Below are 15,650 nucleotides of genomic sequence, written 5' to 3' on the forward strand. Positions count from 1 at the left end.
CACTGGCCGGCGGCGTCATCGTCGACCGGGTCTACCGGCGCAGCCCGCGGGTGCGCAGCCGGTTCGCGGTGATGGGCGTGGCCCTGCTGCTCGCGGGCTGCTCGCTGGTGCCGCTGGCGATCTCGCCGACGCTCACCGTCGCACTGATCTCGATCTCACTCGGGGTCGGTTTCGGCTTCGTCACCGGCGGGATCTGGTGGGTCGCCGCGATCGACGCCGCCCCGGACCAGCCGGGCAGCGCAGCCGGGTTCGCCGACGCCGCGTTCGCCTCGTCCGGCATCGTGGCCCCCTCGGTGATGGGCTTCATCGTCGCGGGCACGGGCACCTTCACCAGTGGGTTCGTCGTGATGGCCTGCCTCGCCGTCGCCGGTGCCCTCCTGATGCTGCTGGTGCCGCGCGAGCCGGTGCCCGCGGCGGTGACCGCCACGGAGACCGCGGGCAACCCTGTGTGAGAACGACAGGGACAGGACCGCACCTTCGATCATCAGTCGCCACGCCGCTCCGCGGGACGACGAAGGATCGAGACGGGCGGGAGTGTGGTCATGAGAGAAGCGCCCGGACGTCGGGACCAGTCGAACCGTCTCTGTAGGTGCGGGGCCCAGCCGTCGGGCTGGGCCCCGCACTGCGTCATGGGCCATGGACTTGCCGACCCGCGCCTCACGGGTAGGCACCGCGCCGATCGGACGTGAGCGCGGGCGGACGTGCGGGCTCCGGTCCCCGTCCTGCCGGATCGGCCTCTGCGAGGACCGACAGCCCCGCTCCCCCAACGTCGGGAGCGACTGTCCACCACCTCGATCCGGAAGCCCGACTCGTGTCCACCGAGGAGGAACGTCAGCCGGGGTCGTCGGGTACGTGGCAGCGACCGGGGACCGGAACCGCCTCGGTGCTCATGACCTTCTCCGACCGAACGGCGGTCATCATCGGGTTCGATCGCGAAAGGCACGCAGCCCATCGCGCAGGTCCTCGGAGGCGACGTGGCCGGCGAACGTCCCGTACTCGAGCTCCAGGGCCTCCTCGGTCGGGAGGTCCCGGGCCGTGGTCGCAACGCGTTTCACCTCGGCCAGACCGCGTGCGCTGCGGGTCGCCAGCCTCCGGGAGAACGCGAGTGCCCGGTCCACCAGCCCGGCGGCCGGCACGATCTCCTGGACCAGACCCCACTCCCGGAAGCGCTCGGCGGACTCCAGATCGCCGGTGAGCAGCAGCCGCCGGGCGGCATTCGCCGGGATCTTCCGCTCCAGCCGGACCGCTCCTCCGCCACCAGGCAGCACCCCGTAGCGGAGGTGGCCGTCGCCCATGCGTACCTCCGCGGCCGCGAACACCACGTCGCATGCCAGGACCAGCTCGAATCCACCGGCGATCGCGGTGCCGTTGACCGCGGCGACGACGGGCAGCCGGGAGGTCTCGAGCCTGCGGAAGGTACGCCCGGCGCGTCGGACGAAGTCCAGGATCTCGCCCTGCCGTCCGTCGAGCCGCTCCAGGAGCTGCCCGAGGTCGGCGCCGGTACAGAAGGCCGACCCCGTCCCCGTGATCACCATGGCGCGGATACCCTCGTCCGCCTCCACCTCCTCGACGGTCTCCTCGAGCAGGTGCAGGAGTCCGTCGGAGAGTGCGTTGAGCCGCTGCGGCCGGTTGAGACGGACCAGCGCGACCGAGTCGACGACCTGCAGCTCGATCAGGTCCCCACGTCGCTCGACCGCCTCACCGCGTCCACGCACCGGACCGGGCGCGACGGAGGCGTGACCCGGACCGGTCTCCGTGTGCTCCACCCGGTGCTCGCTCAGGCCTGCGCGAAGAGGGCGTGATGCTGCCGGCGGAGCTTGTACTTGAGGATCTTGCCGCCCACGGTCTCGGGAAGGGCGTCGGCGAACACGACCGCCTTGGGCGTCTCGTAGCCCCCCAGCTTCGCCCTGCAGTGCGCGAGGATCTCCTCCTCCGCTGCCTCGGCTCCCTCTCTCAGCACCACGACCGCCGTGACCGCCTCGCCCCAGTGCTCGTGCGGCAGGCCGATCACCGCCGCCTTCTCGACCGCCGGGTGCCCGTGCAGGACGGACTCCACCCGCAGGCTGGAGACGTTCTCGCCACCGGACTTCACGATGTCCTTGAACCGGTCGACCATGATCCGCAGGCCGTCCTCGTCGACCGAGGTGCTGTCCCCGGAGTGGAACCAGCCACCGCGGAACGCCTCCCGGGTCGCCTGCTCGTCGAGGTAGTAGCCCGCCGTGACGGTCGGACTGCGGTACACCGCCTCCCCCGGGACACCCGGGCTCCGACGCACCGACGCGCCCGTCTCGTCGACGACGTCGGAGGCGAGCAGCGGGCTCGGGACGCCGACGTAGTTGACGGCCGGGGCGGTGCGCTCGTAGATCTCGTGCCACTTCGCGGGCCAGAACCGGTGGCAGGCGATCGCCTCGGTCTGTCCGAAGATCCCCAGCACCACCAGGCCTGGGGCCTCGGCCTGCAACGCCGCGTACACCGCGGGCTCGAGTGCACCCCAGCCGTAGACCAGCACGGTCAGGCTGGACAGGTCCGCGCCGGAACGGCGGGCCTCGCCGACGACGGCCGTGACGAACTGCGGGGAGCCCGCCCACAGCGCGGTGGGGCGCTCGGCCGCGACCGTCGCAGCGACCTGGTCGGGCACCGGGCGGCGTCCCAGGACGAGGGACCCACCCGCCAGGAACGCGGACAGGGTGAAGACCTGGTCACCCACGTGGTAGATCATCGGCAGGTGGGTGGCGACCCTGAGGTCGGCCTCGACAGCGAGCCCACGGGTCAGCGACACCGTGAAGTTCAGGGCGGCGAGATGGCTCGAGCCGTGCGAGATCATCGCACCCTTGGGCATCGCCGTGGTGCCCGAGGTGTAGAGGATCTGCCAGATGTTGTCGGCGTGGATCTCGACGTCGGGCTCGGTGGTCGGCATGCCGTCCAGGAACGCCCCGAACGCCACACTCCCCGCCACCGGGTCGCCGCCGATGGTGATCGTGGCGCCGACCCGCAGGCCGGTCGCGGCGAAGGCGGCCTCGGCGCGCGGCCACAGCTCGGCGTCGACGATCGCCAGACCCGGCTCGACCTGACGGATCAGGTGCTCGAGCACGTCCGGGGCGAGGGCCGGGTTGACCGGCACCACCACCATCCCCGCCTTCGCGACACCGATCTTCGCCAGGTAGGCCTCGACCGAGTTCTCGCTGAACAGGAGAACCCTCGCCCCCGGCTCGAGCCCCGCAGCCGCCAGGGCGTGGGCGACCTGGCCGGTGATCTCGTCCGCCTCACGGTAGGTGACGGAGGCGAACCGCTCCTCACCGTGCGCACCGAGGCGGCCGGTGATCGCGATCTTGTCCGGGTAGCTCCAGGTCAGACGCTCGAACACGTCCCCGACCGAGGTCCGTTCCCACCGGTTCACCGCGCGCCGTCCGCGCAGACGGGTGACGTCGATCTTCTCGAGCTGTCCCTGCAGGTCCACACCAGCCTCCTTGCCGATCCACCTGACGGCGCACAGCATCGCGTCACACGACGTACATCACAACCCCCTAGTCACCAGCAATTCACAACGTGACCGGCGGACCACCCACCCACCCCGGCGACCTCTCACCCGAGATCAATCGAGATGAGCAGCAGCTCACCGCGCACTCGGCGCCGAGACTTGCCACCTCCGACTTAGTGAACGATGATGCACTCAGCGGACGTCGTCGTCCGCCCCTACGCAGAGGACAGAGGAGTCGGTGTGGACTTTCGCGAGAGCTCCGAGCACAGGGACCTGCGAGAGACGGTGCGGGCGATCACCGCCAAGTTCGGTCCGGAGTACTACGTGCCGCGGGCCGAGGCCGGTGAGCCGACCACCGAGCTGTGGTCCGAGCTCGGCGCGAGCGGGTTCCTCGGCATCAACCTGCCGGAGGAGTACGGCGGCGGGGGCGCGGGCATGGCAGAGCTCGCGATGGTCTGTGAGGAAACCGCCGCGGCGGGCTGTCCGCTGTTGCTGCTGCTGGTCTCGGCAGCCATCTCCGGGGAGATGATCGCCGACTTCGGCACCGCCGAGCAGAAGCAGCACTACCTGCCGCGCATGGCCTCCGGTGAGTCCAAGGTGGTCTTCGCGATCACCGAGCCCGACGCGGGATCCAACACCCACAAGCTCTCCACCGTCGCCACCCGCGACGGCGGTGACTGGGTGGTCAACGGGGCCAAGTACTACATCTCCGGGGTGGACGAGGCCGAGGCGATCCTGCTGGTCACCCGCACCGGCAAGGACGAGGCCACCGGTAAGGGCACGCTCTCGCTGTTCCTCGTGCCCACCGACACTCCGGGCCTCCACAGGACCCCGCTCCCGGTGTCGGCGATGCTGCCGGAGAAGCAGTTCACGCTGCACTTCGACGACATGCGGTTGCCCGCGAGCGCGCTGGTCGGCGAGGAGGGCCAGGGCTTCCACCAGGTCTTCCACGGGCTGAACCCGGAGCGGATCACCGGCGCGGCGGTCTGTGTCGGTGTGGCCCGCCACGTGCTCGCCCAGGCCTCGGACTACGCCACGAGCCGCACGGTCTGGGACGCCCCGATCGCGAGCCACCAGGGTGTGTCACACCCACTGGCCAAGGCCCGCATCGAGACCGACCTCGCCGCCCTGATGACGTCCAAGGCCGCCTGGCTGCACGACGAGAGACTCCCCGCGGGCGAGGCCTCGAACATGGCGAAGTACGCCGCCGCCGAGGCCGCGGGCGCCGCGGTCGAGGCCGCGATCCAGACCCACGGCGGCAACGGTCTGGCCACCGAGTACGGCCTGCTGCCCTACTGGGGCATCTCGCGCCTGCTGCGGATCGCGCCGGTCAGCCGCGAGATGGTCCTGAACTTCGTCGCCCAGCACAGCCTGGGTCTGACCCGCTCGTACTAGAAGGAGCGTCCGATGACGACCGTCCTGCGCTCCGCGCTGAACACCTCCGACGAGGTCTACCTCGCCAACCGCAAGCACTCCGAGCAGGTTCTCGCCGAACTCGACGAGCAGGTCCAGGCTGCCATCGCCGGAGGTGGTGAGCGCTACCAGAAGCGCCACCGCGACCGCGGCCGCCTCCTCGTGCGCGAGCGCATCGAGCTGCTCCTCGACCGGGACGCGAGCTTCCTCGAGCTGTCCACGCTCGCCGCCTGGGGCACCCAGTTCCCCGTCGGCGCCTCGATCGTGACCGGGATCGGTGTCGTCTCCGGCGTCGAGTGCATGATCATCGCCCACGACCCCACCGTGCGCGGCGGCGCGATGAACCCCTACTCGCTGAAGAAGACGTTGCGTGCCCTGGAGATCGCCCGGATCAACCGGCTCCCCACGATCAACCTGGTGGAGTCCGGCGGGGCGGACCTGCCGACCCAGTCCGAGCTCTTCGTCCACGCGGGCAAGATCTTCCACGACCTCACCGAGCTCTCCTCGATGGCGATCCCGACGATCGCGCTGGTGTTCGGCAACTCCACCGCGGGCGGCGCCTACGTGCCGGGGATGTGTGACTACGCGGTGATGGTCGACCAGCAGGCCAAGGTGTTCCTCGGCGGCCCCCCGCTGGTCAAGATGGCCACCGGCGAGGACGCCGACAACGAGGAACTCGGCGGCGCGGCCATGCACGCGAAGGTCTCCGGGCTCTGCGACCACTTCGCCGTCGACGAACGGGACGCCATCCGGATCGGCCGCCGGATCGTCTCCGAGCTCCACTGGCACAAGCTGGGCCCCGGCCCCACCCTCCCGGCCGACGAGCCGCTCTACGACCCCGACGAGCTCCTCGGCATCGCGCCGGCGGACATCAAGGTGCCCTTCGACCCGCGCGAGGTCATCGCCCGCGTGGTCGACGGCTCCCGCTTCGGTGAGTACAAGCCGCTGTGGGGAACCAGCCTCGTGACCGGGTGGGCCTCGATCCACGGCTACCCCGTCGGCATCCTCGCCAACGCCCGCGGCGTCCTGTTCAGCGAGGAGGCCAAGAAGGCCAGCGAGTTCATCCAGCTCGCCAACCAGACGGACACGCCGCTGATCTTCCTGCAGAACACCACCGGCTACATGGTCGGCAAGAGCTACGAGCAGGGCGGGATCATCAAGGACGGCTCCAAGATGATCAACTCGGTGGCCAACAGCAAGGTCCCGCACATCACGATGAACCTGGCAGCCTCGTTCGGCGCCGGGAACTACGGGATGTCGGGACGCGCCTACGACCCCCGGCTGATGTTCGCCTGGGCGGGCTCGCGGCTCGCGGTCATGGGGGCCACCCAGCTCGCCGGCGTGATGTCGATCGTCGCGAAGGCCTCCGCCGCGTCGTCGGGCCGCGAGTTCGACGCCGAGGCCGACGAGCGCAACCGGGCCGCCATCGAGGCCCAGATCGAGTCCGAGTCGCACTCGTTCTTCGTCACCGCCCGGCTCTACGACGACGGCCTGATCGACCCCCGCGACACCCGCACCGTGCTCGGCATCGCCCTGTCGACCGCACACTCCAACATCGTCGCCGGCCAGCGTGGCTACGGCGTCTTCCGGATGTGAGTGAGGACATGACCATCCACAAACTGCTGGTGGCCAACCGCGGGGAGATCGCCGAGCGGATCATCCGCTCCGCCCGTGCACTGGACATCGCCACCGTCGCCGTCCACTCCGACCCGGACGCCGACACGCTGTTCGTCGATGCCGCCGACGAGGCGGTGCGGCTCCCCGGTGCCGCCCCGTCGGAGACCTACCTGAGGACCGAGCTGATCATCGAGGCCGCGCGGCTCACCGGTGCCGACGCCATCCACCCGGGCTACGGGTTCCTGTCCGAGAACGCCGACTTCGCCCGTGCCTGCGCAGCAGCCGGGATCACCTTCGTCGGCCCGCCGGTCGAGGCCATCGAGGCGATGGGGTCGAAGATCGCGGCGAAGGAACTGATGGAGAAGGCCGGCGTCCCCGTCCTTCCCGGCGCCACGATCGATTCCGACCCGGCCCCCGACGAGGTCCGCGAGCTGGCCGGTGGGATCGGCTACCCGCTGCTGGTCAAGGCCGCCTTCGGCGGCGGCGGTCGCGGCATGCGGATCGTCCGCTCCGCCGACGAGGTGGTCGACGCCGTTCTCGGCGCCCGTCGTGAGGCCGCGTCGGCCTTCGGCGACGGCACGGTGTTCCTCGAGCGGTTCGTGGAGGACCCGCGCCACGTCGAGGTGCAGATCTTCGGCGACACCCACGGCACCGTGGTGCACCTGTTCGAACGCGAGTGCTCGATCCAGCGCCGCTACCAGAAGATCGTCGAGGAGGCCCCCTCCCCCGCGGTCGACGAGGCACTGCGGGCCCAGCTCGGGGACGCGGCCGTCGCCGCGGGCGCGGCCATCGGCTACACCGGCGCCGGGACCGTCGAGTTCGTCATGGCGCAGAACGGAGAGTTCTTCTTCCTCGAGGTCAACACCCGGCTGCAGGTCGAGCACCCGGTCACCGAGGAGATCACCGGCCTGGACCTGGTGGCGCTGCAGATCGCGGTCGCCGAGGGCGAGCCGCTGCCCCCGGAGGTCACGGGGGCCACGATCAGCGGCCACGCGATCGAGGCCCGGCTCTACGCCGAGGACCCGACCCAGGACTACCTGCCCGGCTCGGGCACCCTGCGCCGCTTCCACGTACCGGCCCTGCCCGGCGTACGGGTGGACACCGGTGTGCGGGACGGCTCGGTCGTCGGCACGCACTACGACCCCATGCTGGCCAAGGTCATCGCGCACGGCCGCACCCGCACCGAGGCCGCGCGCAGGCTCGCCCGGGCGCTGTCCGAGGCCGAGGTGCACGGTCTGGTCACCAACCGGGACCTGCTCGTCGCGATCCTGCGCGAGCCGGAGTTCCTGGCCGGGAGGACCGACACCGGCTATCTGAGCCGGCACGAGCCCACCGCGCTCGTCGGCACCCCGGACGAGAACACCCTCGCGGTCCACGCACTCGCGGCGGCCCTGGCCGAGCAGTCCGGCCGTCGCGCGGGAGCCCGGGTGCAGCGACCGGTCCCGACGGGCTGGCGGAACGTCCGCAGCGCCCCCCAGCACGCCGAGTACCGGTGGGGCGACCACGAGATCGACGTGACCTACCGGCTCGTCCGCGGCGCCCTGACGGCGAGCGTCAACGCGACCGGCCTGGCCGACGTCGCCGTCATCGAGGCCACCGACGACCTCGTCGACCTCCGGGTCGGCGGCATCCGCCGGGCCGTGCGGGTGCACCGCGTCGGCGACACCGCCTACGTGGACAGCGTCCTCGGCGGCACCACACTCGTCGAGCGACCGCGGCTCCCCGAGCCCGGGACCGACGCCGCGCCCGGCTCGTTGCTCGCGCCCATGCCCGGCACCGTCCTGCGGGTCGCGGCCGAGGTCGGGGAACAGGTCGAGCAGGGTGCGGTCGTCGTGGTGTTCGAGGCGATGAAGATGGAGCACTCCGTGCGTGCTCCCGTGGCGGGCACCGTCACCGAGCTGGGGGTCCGGGTCGGCGACACCGTGGAGTCCGGCGAGGTCCTCGCCGTCATCGACGAGGTGGAGGCCTGACATGAGCGACGTGACCTACGAGGTGACCGACGGCGTCGCCTGGCTGACCATCGACCGCCCGGACGCGCGCAACGCGCTGAGCAGGGCGGTCCGTGAGGGTCTGTTCGACGGCGTCCGCCGGTTCAACGCCGACGACACGGCGAAGGTCCTGGTCCTCACCGGATCCGGTGAGAAGGCCTTCTGCGCGGGCGGCGACCTGAAGGAGATGAACGACGTCGCCCTGCAGGTGCCGCCGCCGGACTTCCTGCCCCAGCTCGGCCGCAACATCGACGTGCCCAAGCCGACGATCGCCGCGGTCAACGGCATCGCCTACGGCGGTGGGTTCCTGCTCGCCCAACAGTGCGATCTCGTCGTCGCCGCCGAGCACGCCCGCTTCGCGATCTCCGAGGTCAAGATCGGCCGGGGATCCCCGTGGGCGGCGCCGCTGTCCTGGCTGGTCCCACCCCGCGTCGCAATGAAGATCCTGCTCACCGGCGACCCGATCGGCGCCACGGAGGCTCAGGGCTACGGCCTGGTCAACGACGTCGTGCCCGCCGACGAGCTGCGCACGCACACCCAGGCGCTGGCCGAGCGGATCGCCGCCAACGCGCCGCTGTCGGTGCTCGCCGCCAAGCGCACGGCGTACCTGTCCGCCAGCCACACCCGCGCCGAGGCCTACGACCTGGCCGAGGAGATCTGGGAGCCGGTGTACCTGTCGAAGGACGCTCAGGAGGGGCCGCTGTCCTTCCGCGAGAAGCGCGCTCCCGTATGGCAGGGCATCTGATGGCCGGCCTCCTCGACCAGGTGCTCGACGACCTGGAGGCCGAGTCCCGCGTGGTCGCGGCGATGATCGCCGACCTCGACGACGCTGGCTTCTCCGCACCCACCCCGGCCGCGGGCTGGACCATCCGGGACCAGCTGACCCACCTGGCCTACTTCGACGAGACCGCCACCCAGGCCGTCGTCGATCCCGAGGCGTTCCGGCGGGACGCGGCAGTGCTCACGGCGGAGGGCCCATCCTTCCCCGACCGGATCGCCGCGGAGCACGCCTCGCTGCCCGCCGACGAGGTGCGGGCCTGGTTCGCGCGGGCGCGCGCCGCGTTGGTCGACGCGTTCCGCGACGCGGCGCCCAAGGCGCGGTTGCCCTGGTACGGGCCGGACATGAGCGCACTGTCCTGCGTGACCGCGCGGCTGATGGAGACCTGGGCACACGGCCAGGACGTCGCCGACACCCTCGGCTACCGGCGCGAGCCCACCGACCGGCTCCGCCACGTCGCCCACCTCGGCGTGCAGACCTTCGGCTTCACCTACCTCAACAACGGGCGCAAGATCCCGACGACCCCGGTACGGGTCGAGCTCGCGGCCCCCTCCGGGGACACCTGGACCTGGGGCCCCGAGGACGCGACGGACCGGGTCACCGGCTCCGCGCTGGGCTTCTGTCTCACGGTGACCCAGCGCAGGCACCCCTCCGACACCGACCTGCAGGTCAGCGGGCCGGTCGCAGCAGAGTGGATCTCCATCGCGCAGGCGTTCGCCAACCCGCCCGGACCGGGCCGCGCCTCCGGCGCGGTCGCCGAGCCGACCCGACCCGCTCCCGAACCGGCACGCACTGGAGGGCTCCGATGACCCCCGACCCGAGCCGCCCGGTACGGATCGGCAACTGCTCCGGCTTCTACGGCGACCGCATCAGCGCCGCCCGGGAGATGGTCGAGGGCGGGCCGATCGACGTCCTGACCGGCGACTACCTCGCCGAACTCACCATGCTCATCCTGTACAAGGCCCGGCAGAAGGACCCGAACGGCGGCTACGCCAGGACCTTCCTCACCCAGGTCGAGCACGTCCTGGGCACTTGTCTGGACCGGGGCGTCAGGATCGTGTCCAACGCGGGCGGACTCAACCCCGCCGGGCTGGCCACCGACCTGGCCGCCCTGGCCGAACGCCTCGGCCTCGCCCCGAGGATCGCCTACGTGCACGGTGACGACCTCGTCGAGCGCCTCGACGAGATCCAGGCCGCCGGTCACGCCCTGGCCCACCTCGACACCGGCGCCACGCTCGCCGACGCCGGGGTGAACCCCGTGTCCGCCAACGCCTACCTGGGTGCCTGGGGCATCACCGAGGCCCTGCGTGCCGGGGCCGACATCGTCGTCACCGGGCGGGTCACCGACGCGTCCGTCGTCGTCGGCCCCGCAGCCTGGTGGCACGGCTGGGAGCAGACGGACTTCGACGCCATCGCCGGCGCCATGGCCGCCGGACACGTGATCGAGTGCGGGCCCCAGGCCACCGGCGGCAACTACTCCTTCTTCGAGGAGGTCACCGACCGCCGCTACCCCGGCTTCCCCCTCGCCGAGATCGCCGCCGACGGCTCCAGCGTGATCACCAAGCAGCCCGACACCGGGGGCCTGGTCTCGCCGGGCACCGTCACCGCGCAGCTGCTCTACGAGATCGGGGAGCCCGCCTACCTCGGCCCGGACGCGGTGGCGCACTTCGACTCCCTGTACCTGGCCCAGGAGGGGGAGCACCGGGTCCGGATCTCCGGGGTCAGGGGCAGCGCGCCCACGGACCAGCTGAAGGTGGCCCTGAACTACGAGGGCGGCTACCGCAACACCATGACCCTCGTCCTGACCGGCACCCGCATCGAGGAGAAGGCGGCCTGGGCGGAGCAGCAGCTCGTGGAGCTGCTCGGCGGACGGGACCGCTTCGCGGAGTTCGACGTGCAGCTGCTGCGCTTCGACCACCCGGACGCCCCCACCAACGCCCAGGCCACCGCGCACCTGCGGGTCACGGTCAAGGACCCCGACCGGCGCAAGGTCGGCCGGGCCTTCTCCAATACGACGATGGAACTCGCACTCGGCGGCTACCCGGGGTTCCACACCACGACCCCACCCACGGCCGAGAGCGCCTTCGGCGTCTACTGGCCCACCCTCGTGCCCGCCTCCGAGGTCCGGCATCTGGTCACGCTGCCCGACGGCACCACGAGAGCCGTGCCCCACGCCCCGGTCACCGGTGAGGTGCCCGGGGCGGCCGCGCCCGTCGTGCCGGCGGCGGTCGAGGGCCCCACCCGCAGGCTCCCGCTGGGCGAGATCGCGGCGGCCCGGGCCGGGGACAAGGGCGGCAACGCCAACATCGGCGTCTGGACCCGGACCGATGCCGAGTACGAGTGGCTCCGCGGCCATCTCACGGTCGAACGCGTGCGCGAGCTGCTCCCGGAGGCGGCCGAGCTGGAGATCCGCCGCTTCGACCTGCCCAACCTGCGCGCGCTGAACGTCGTCGTGGTCGGGCTCCTCGGCGCCGGGGTCGCCTCGGCCACCCGACCCGACCCGCAGGCCAAGGGCCTGGGCGAGTACCTGCGCAGCCGCCTCGTCGACATCCCCGTCGCCCTGCTGTCGGACTGACCGGGGTGGCGGGGTGACCCACCCGCCCGTCCGCCGCCTCACCCCCTTGGCGGTGGGCGGGCCTCCTTCTGTGAGAGAGGTTCGGATGGCTCTGCCCGTGGGCGTCAACGTCGGGCACTTCTTCCGGGGAGTGCCCGCGGACTTCGCCGAGACCGTCCGGCGGATCGAGGACCTGGGCTTCGACGGCCTGTGGTTCGCCGAGGCCTACGGCTCGGACGTCTTCACCCCGCTGGCCTACGCCGCGGCCGTGACCAGCCGGATCCGGCTCGGGACGGCCGTCGCGCAGATCCCCGCGCGGACCCCCACCGCCACCGCCACCACCGCGGCGACGCTGGACCAGCTCTCCGGCGGCCAGGTCGTCCTCGGGCTGGGTGCGTCCGGCCCACAGGTCTCCGAGGGCTGGCACGGCGTCGCCTACCCCCGCCCGCTCGCCCGGACCCGCGAGTACGTCGACGTGGTGCGCCGGGTCCTTGCCCGCGCGGAACCGCTCGACCACGACGGCGAGTTCCACCAGCTCCCGTTGCGTGGCGGCACCGGGCTCGGCAAGCCGCTGAAGTCGTCGCTGCACATCCTGCGTCCCGACCTGCCGATCCAGCTCGGCGCCGAGGGGCCGCGCAACGTCGCGCTCGCCGCCGAGATCGCCGACGGCTGGCACGCGATGTTCTTCTCCCCCGCCTTCGACGGCTTCTACCGCGAGGCCCTCGACGCCGGCTTCGCGAGACGCGGCGGCAGGCCGGAGCGGTTCGAGGTCGTCTGCACCCTGCCCGTCGTCGTCGACACCGACGTCGAGCGCGCCGCCGACCGGGTCCGCCCCGACCTCGCCCTGTACATGGGCGGCATGGGCGCCCGCGGCGCGAACTTCCACCACGACGTGTTCGCCCGCATGGGACACGCCGAGCTCGCGGCCAGGGTCCAGGACCTCTATCTGCGCGGCGAGAAGGCCGCCGCCGCGGCGGCGATCCCCACCTCGCTGGTCGAGGAGGTCGCACTCGTCGGACCGCCGGGCAAGATCCGGGAGGAGATCGGGCGCTGGGAGAGCACGGTGGTCGGCTCCCTCGCCGTGCAGGGCCTGCCTGCCGACCTCGACACCCTGGCCACCGCGGTCCTCTGAGTGGCTGGGATCAGGCACCTTCCTCGAGGGCGCCGTCGACGGCCGGTCGGCGCCCGGGCACGTCCTGCGCGGGCGCAATCCCCAGACACGAGTGCGCAGCGCCGCTCAGGAGTTCGGCGAGCCGAGCAGGCGGTAGACCCGAGTTGTGGAACAGGATGCTCTGGATGCTGCCGATCGCGGCGTGCACGAGCAGCCGGACCTCGGCGTCGGGCATTCCCGGGCGCAGCGGTGCAGCGACCGCGACCCACTCCTCGATGTAGTGCCGCTGCGCGCGCCGGAGCCGGCGCAGGTCCTCCTCCGGGAGGTTGCGCGCCTCGCGGTGGTACACCTGGAGAATCCGCCGATCACGGATCGCCACCTCGACGTGGTTCCGTACCAACGCGGTGACCGCCGCCCGGTCGTCGACGGCCGACTCCACCACCTCCGACGCTCCGGTACGGAGGTTGTCCATGACCTTGTCCAGCAGCACGGCCAGGATGGCGGACTTGCTGGGGAAGTGCCGGTAGATCCCGGAGCCGACGATGCCGGCGGCCGTGCCGATGTCCGCCATCCCCACGGTGTGGTAGCCGTTGCGGGAGATCAGATCGGCGGCCGCGGTCAGGATCCGCGTCTTACGGGCAGGATCACGCCGCCTCGGACCACGCTCCCCGGGCACAGGCACACCTCCGTCTCCACCAGCCGGAATCACCATGACACACGTCGGCCACTCCCGGGTTCGGGCGTGGCCGACGTGTCATCCGACGGTCAGCCGATCGGGAGCCCCTTCGGGTCGCCGAGCGTGCCGACGCCGTCGACGGGCACCGGTGGTACCAGCCTGGTCGTCTCCGGCAGGACGTCGCTCAGCTGCGGCGCCTGCGTCCGGCACCCGGCGCGGTAGCCGTCGACGTTCTCGCCGTGGACCCCTGACGCCTCGTCCGCGAAGTAGGCGATCTGGGCGAAGGCCTGCTGTGCGTTGAGGTGCAGGTTGATGTCGTGCCCGGCGTCCGGGACCGCGGCCGCGCGGAAACAGGCTGCGGAGTCGTGTGCCGGGGCCTCCCACTCCCGCAGCCGGGTCGACGCGGCCTCCAGCTCCTGGGGCGAGGCGTCGTGCCCCGCATCCGTGGCGCACTCCTGCTGGTTCGCGCCGCACACCAGGGTGTCGAACTCACCGTTGATGGTGAAGGTCGGGATGGTGATGTTCTTGTGCATCCCGGTGTACTCCGGCGCCGGGAACGTCGCGAGCTCCGGTACCGTCACCGTGTTCGCCAGCTCGTTGTCCTTCTCGATCACGGCCGGGTCGGCGTTCGGCTCGTGGTAGAGCGCCGGGATGTTGCGGCTGCCCTGGCGGACCTGGAGGTAGCCCGGGTCCTTCGCCCACGGCTCGTCCGCGGTCACCGGGTCCAACGCGGCCGGGCCGCCGGTGAGGATCAGCGGCACCGCGTTGATCGCTCCGACGCGGTCGGTGTAGCCGGTGGCGATGACCGCGTCGGTGTCGTTGTAGAGGCTCGACTCGAACCAGGCGATGACCGATCCGTACGAGTGCCCGACCGTGGTGACGTGATCGAAGGCGACATCACCGATCGCACCCTGCTTCAGCTTGCTGATCAGCTGGTGGATGGTCTCGGCCTGAGCGGCCGTGGTGGTGAGCGCGCTGAGCGGGTGGTCGGAGCGACCGTGCCCGATCCGGTCGATGTTGAGGGTCGCGTAGCCGTGGCGGATGAGGGCGTTCACCGCCGAGTACCTCTCCGGCTGGTAGGGGAAGTCCCAGTAGTGGGTGCCGTAGGTGATGCCGTGGATCAGCACGAGCACTGCGGGCGGACGACCGGCCTTCGCGTCCGCCAGAGCTTCCCGGCTCATGCACAGTTCGCCGTAGATGGAGGACGGGACCGAAGGCTCCTTCAGGTTCAGCCCCGCCGTTCCGGGCAACGACGTCCCGGCCGGAGCGGCCACCGCCGGGATCGACACCGGGATCTGCCCGGCGAAGGGGCAGGTCTTGTTCTCCGCGGAGGTCGGGGTTCCGTAGTCACGGGGCGCGGCGGGCGTGTCCGGCGCCGCCCCGGCCACACCGACCACACCGACCAGCGCTGCTACGGCCGCAGCGACGGCTATGGCGCCGCGGACGTGTCTCCTCATGATCGAGCCTCTCTTTAGTGAATGGCTGTTCTCAACAACGAGCACGCTGCCCACCAGATGCAGACCGATCGAGTGATGGAGCACGCATGCTGCCGGTAGTCGGCACGTAACGAGCGTCGGAAGGCGGCACAGCCTCATGCAGACCGACAAGCGGCCGTCACCTTCGGCAGCGCAAGTGATCCAGATTCACTTGTGGAGTTGGACCCGGGCCAACCGGCAGGCCTTCACCGTGGGCCTGCTGCCTCACTGCGGAACCTCGTGAGGACCGAGGCGCTGCCCGACGGCGCGAGTCGCCACGCCACTGCGAGGGACGACCGAGAAGGGCTTGACCGGAGCGCCGACGATGGTTAACTTCGCACGCGCAAAACGTGAACGGTCTGAACGCCAGAGGGACGGCGAAGGATCGAGACGAGCGGGAGGATGATCATTAGAGAAGCCCCCGGACATCTGGATCAGTAGAAGTGTCTCTGTAGTTGCGGGGCCCGGCCATCAGGCCGGGCCCCGCACGGCGTCATGGGTCATCGACGGTGGCGACCAGCAGTACGGCAACCGCCGGGGCCACGCCACCGGCGTCCGGC

General features: G+C 71.3%; 11 protein-coding genes and 1 pseudogene. 8 read left to right on the forward strand and 4 right to left on the reverse strand.

Annotated features, from left to right (window positions below; genetic code table 11):
* Window positions 1-452, forward strand: a pseudogene (locus tag Ae331Ps2_RS31730) (hypothetical protein); the annotation flags it as partial.
* Window positions 453-917: 465 nt separating this feature from the next.
* On the opposite strand, the gene Ae331Ps2_RS00010 reads toward Ae331Ps2_RS31730, so the two are convergent.
* Together Ae331Ps2_RS00010 and Ae331Ps2_RS00015 are read right to left on the reverse strand one after the other, a co-directional pair.
* A complete protein-coding gene (locus tag Ae331Ps2_RS00010) occupies window positions 918-1,766 on the reverse strand; it encodes an enoyl-CoA hydratase/isomerase family protein (RefSeq protein WP_170918321.1) in 849 nt (282 codons plus the stop codon).
* Window positions 1,767-1,777: 11 nt separating this feature from the next.
* Entirely contained in the window at window positions 1,778-3,457 is a 1,680-nt protein-coding gene (locus Ae331Ps2_RS00015; RefSeq protein ID WP_075311525.1) for an AMP-binding protein, read from the reverse strand.
* Window positions 3,458-3,718: 261 nt separating this feature from the next.
* On the opposite strand from Ae331Ps2_RS00015, the gene Ae331Ps2_RS00020 reads away from it, so the two are divergent.
* From Ae331Ps2_RS00020 to Ae331Ps2_RS00050, 7 genes are all read left to right on the forward strand, one after another.
* Window positions 3,719-4,873: an acyl-CoA dehydrogenase family protein gene (locus tag Ae331Ps2_RS00020; RefSeq protein ID WP_020624314.1), complete on the forward strand. Its 1,155-nt coding sequence runs from the start codon at window positions 3,719-3,721 to the stop codon at window positions 4,871-4,873.
* 12 nt (window positions 4,874-4,885) lie between these two features.
* Window positions 4,886-6,487, forward strand: a complete 1,602-nt coding sequence (locus Ae331Ps2_RS00025; protein ID WP_075311523.1) for an acyl-CoA carboxylase subunit beta — start codon at window positions 4,886-4,888, stop codon at window positions 6,485-6,487.
* A gap of 8 nt (window positions 6,488-6,495) precedes the next feature.
* Window positions 6,496-8,478, forward strand: a complete 1,983-nt coding sequence (locus Ae331Ps2_RS00030) for a biotin carboxylase N-terminal domain-containing protein (protein WP_075311521.1) — start codon at window positions 6,496-6,498, stop codon at window positions 8,476-8,478.
* A 1-nt stretch (window position 8,479) separates the two neighbouring features.
* Complete coding sequence (locus tag Ae331Ps2_RS00035) at window positions 8,480-9,241, forward strand: enoyl-CoA hydratase/isomerase family protein (protein ID WP_020624311.1); 762 nt, start codon at window positions 8,480-8,482, stop codon at window positions 9,239-9,241.
* Window positions 9,226-10,083 (forward strand): TIGR03084 family metal-binding protein, encoded by an 858-nt coding sequence (locus Ae331Ps2_RS00040; RefSeq protein WP_233147484.1) that lies wholly within the window; start codon window positions 9,226-9,228, stop codon window positions 10,081-10,083. Before Ae331Ps2_RS00035 ends, Ae331Ps2_RS00040 begins: the two co-directional genes overlap by 16 nt.
* Window positions 10,080-11,849 carry an acyclic terpene utilization AtuA family protein gene (locus tag Ae331Ps2_RS00045; protein WP_075311517.1) on the forward strand — a complete coding sequence of 590 codons (1,770 nt, stop codon included), beginning with the start codon at window positions 10,080-10,082 and terminating at the stop codon, window positions 11,847-11,849. Before Ae331Ps2_RS00040 ends, Ae331Ps2_RS00045 begins: the two co-directional genes overlap by 4 nt.
* 91 nt (window positions 11,850-11,940) lie before the next feature.
* On the forward strand, window positions 11,941-12,960 hold the full coding sequence (locus Ae331Ps2_RS00050) for an LLM class F420-dependent oxidoreductase (protein ID WP_075313082.1): 1,020 nt from the start codon (window positions 11,941-11,943) through the stop codon (window positions 12,958-12,960).
* 10 nt (window positions 12,961-12,970) lie between these two features.
* Here Ae331Ps2_RS00050 and Ae331Ps2_RS00055 read toward each other — a convergent pair whose 3' ends face one another.
* Window positions 12,971-13,615 (reverse strand): TetR/AcrR family transcriptional regulator, encoded by a 645-nt coding sequence (locus Ae331Ps2_RS00055; RefSeq protein WP_020624307.1) that lies wholly within the window; start codon window positions 13,613-13,615, stop codon window positions 12,971-12,973.
* Window positions 13,616-13,704: 89 nt separating this feature from the next.
* Entirely contained in the window at window positions 13,705-15,072 is a 1,368-nt protein-coding gene (locus Ae331Ps2_RS00060) for an alpha/beta hydrolase (RefSeq protein WP_170918320.1), read from the reverse strand.
* Between the last annotated feature and the right edge of the window lie 578 nt (window positions 15,073-15,650).

This window comes from Pseudonocardia sp. Ae331_Ps2 (genome assembly GCF_001932405.1).
In the GTDB taxonomy this organism is placed as follows: Bacteria; Actinomycetota; Actinomycetes; order Mycobacteriales; family Pseudonocardiaceae; genus Pseudonocardia.